Origin of the sequence: Streptomyces sp. UH6 (assembly GCF_013421635.1) — a bacterium.
Classification (GTDB): Bacteria; Actinomycetota; Actinomycetes; order Streptomycetales; family Streptomycetaceae; genus Streptomyces; species Streptomyces abyssomicinicus.
Genome location: NZ_JACADT010000944.1, coordinates 1 through 2,208 on the forward strand (window position 1 = coordinate 1; position 2,208 = coordinate 2,208).

The 2,208-nt window shown below is 73.7% G+C and carries 1 protein-coding gene and 1 pseudogene; both read left to right on the plus strand.

Annotated elements, in window-relative coordinates; genetic code table 11:
* Positions 1 to 223, plus strand: a pseudogene (locus HW445_RS27860) (hypothetical protein); the annotation flags it as partial.
* A 210-nt stretch (positions 224 to 433) separates the two neighbouring features.
* On the plus strand, positions 434 to 2,208 hold a 1,775-nt coding region (locus tag HW445_RS27865; protein ID WP_180223632.1), incomplete at its 3' end, for a PAS domain-containing protein.

Sequence of the window (2,208 nt, forward strand, 5' to 3'; positions counted from 1 at the left end):
CCGGCCCGGCCCCCTCGACCCGCTCGACCCGTTCACCGCCACCTCCCCGGCCGCCCCGCGGGAGTTCTGCACGATGCTGGACGGCGGCCCGGCCACGGCACGGATCACCGGATGGTGGGACGGCCGCCGGGTGCACGTCTCGTACGACCGGCGCGACGGCTGCCGCACCGCGCGGTGGGACGCGATGGTGCCGGTCCTGCCGGTAATCCGGGCCGTGCGGTAGCCCTGCCGGTAGCCGCCGGGGTGCTGGACACGGAGGGGGTTGCTCCACATTTCCCTCGCACTCCGCGTCAACCTCTCGTGCGACCTCCCTCTCATCCGGGGCCGCCGGGGCGCACGGTGCCCGTAGACTCTGCCCGTGACACGTGCCGGGCCGGTTGGCAAGATGGCCCACACGGTCAGCACGGTGCGGTAACAGGGAGGAATGCGTCTCGTGAGCAGCAGGCCATCCCGAGGCGCTGCTCGCCTCGCAGCCATACTGGACGCGCTTCCCGACGCGTTGGTCCTGGTCAACGCCAACGGCACCGTCGTCAACGCCAACACCATCGCCCTGGACGCCTTCGAGACCCCGGGGACCGCGCTGGTCGGCCGTGGACTGCTCGATCTGCTCCCGGAGTTCGACTCCCGGCTGATCCCCGGCTCGATGCGGCGGCCCGGCGACTCGCTGCAGTCCGGCGCCCGGACCAGGCCCACCCGGATGATCGCCCGCCGCACCGACGGCAGCGAGTTCCCGGTCGAGGTGTCCAGCGCCAACCTGGAGAACGGCGGCCAGGCCCACGACGGCCACTCGCCGGCCTACACCGGTGACGAGCTGCTGATGCTGGTCGTCCGCGACCTCACCGGGACCGTCGACACCGAGGCCGAACTCGCCCGCTCGCAGCGGCAGACCGAGATGATCCTGCGGGCCGCCGCCGAGGGCGTGGTGGGCACCGACACCGACGGCCGCATCGTCCTGGTCAACCCGGCGGCCGCGCAGATCCTGGGCTACCGCGCGAGCGACCTCGGCGGCCGGGAGCTCCACGAGCTGATGCTCCACTCGCGCCCCGACGGCGCCCCGTTCCCCTACGACGAGTCCCCGCTCGCCGACACGCTGCGCTCCGGCCGCAAGCACCGGGTGCGCGGGCAGGTCGTGTGGTCGAAGAACGGCGACAAGGTGCCGGTCGACCTGACCACGGCGCCGGTGCGCGACGGCGACCAACTGGTCGGCGCGGTGCTGACGTTCACCGACCGCCGGCCCTTCGACAAGCTGGTCAAGGAGCGCGAGAACGCCGAGAAGCGGCACGAGGAGGAGCTGGAGAAGCTCTCCGAGGACCACGCCTCCGAGCTGACCGCCCTCCGCCAGGAGCACGTCGGCGCGCTGGAGAAGCTGACCGAGGCGCACGCCGAGGAGCTCCGCAAGCTCACCGAGGCGCACGCCGAGGAGGTCCGCGGGCTCACCGAGCAGTCCGCGGAGGCCGCCGCCGCCGCGCAGGAGCGGTACGCGGCGGCCGAGGAGCGGCACGCCGAGCTCGCCGAGCAGGACAAGGCGCGTCACGACGAACTGGCGCGCCGCCACGACCAGTTGCTGATGCTGCTCGGACGGTCGCTGCGCGGCCCGCTGGACGAGCTGCGGCGGGAGCTCTCGGTCCTCGCGGCGGACGACGCCGGGCAGCTGTGGCCGGAGGCCAACCAGGTGCTGCACCACCTGTCGGCCGGCTACTCCCGGATCACCCAGATGATCGACAACGTGCTGGGCTACCAGTCCCTGGCGGCCGGGCAGACGGAGCTGAACCGGGCCAGGGTCATGCTGGACGCGGTGGTCGCGGCCGGCGTCGACGGCGCGGTGGAGCTGATCGGCCCCGGCCGGGTGCAGTTCGCCGTGCACGCCCCGCCCATCGAGGCGGAGGTCGACCCGCAGCGCCTGGCCACCGCGCTGGCGCACCTGGTGGCGGACGTCGCCGGGGTGGACGCGACCGGCAACGCGCCCGTCTCCACGGGCGGTTACATGGACAACACGGTGGTCGTGGCGGCCGCCCAGCGCGGCGAGGTGGTGCGCATCGAGGTGCGCGGCCCCTACTCCGGCGGGGACCCGGTCCACGGGCCGATCGTGCAGGGCATCGTCCGTGCCCACGGCGGCGTGCTGCAGACGCACGAGGTGCCGGGGATGAGCGGCAGCGCGTTCGTGCTGGAGGTGCCGCTGGGGGCGGGCGCGGGGGTCGTCGAGGTCCC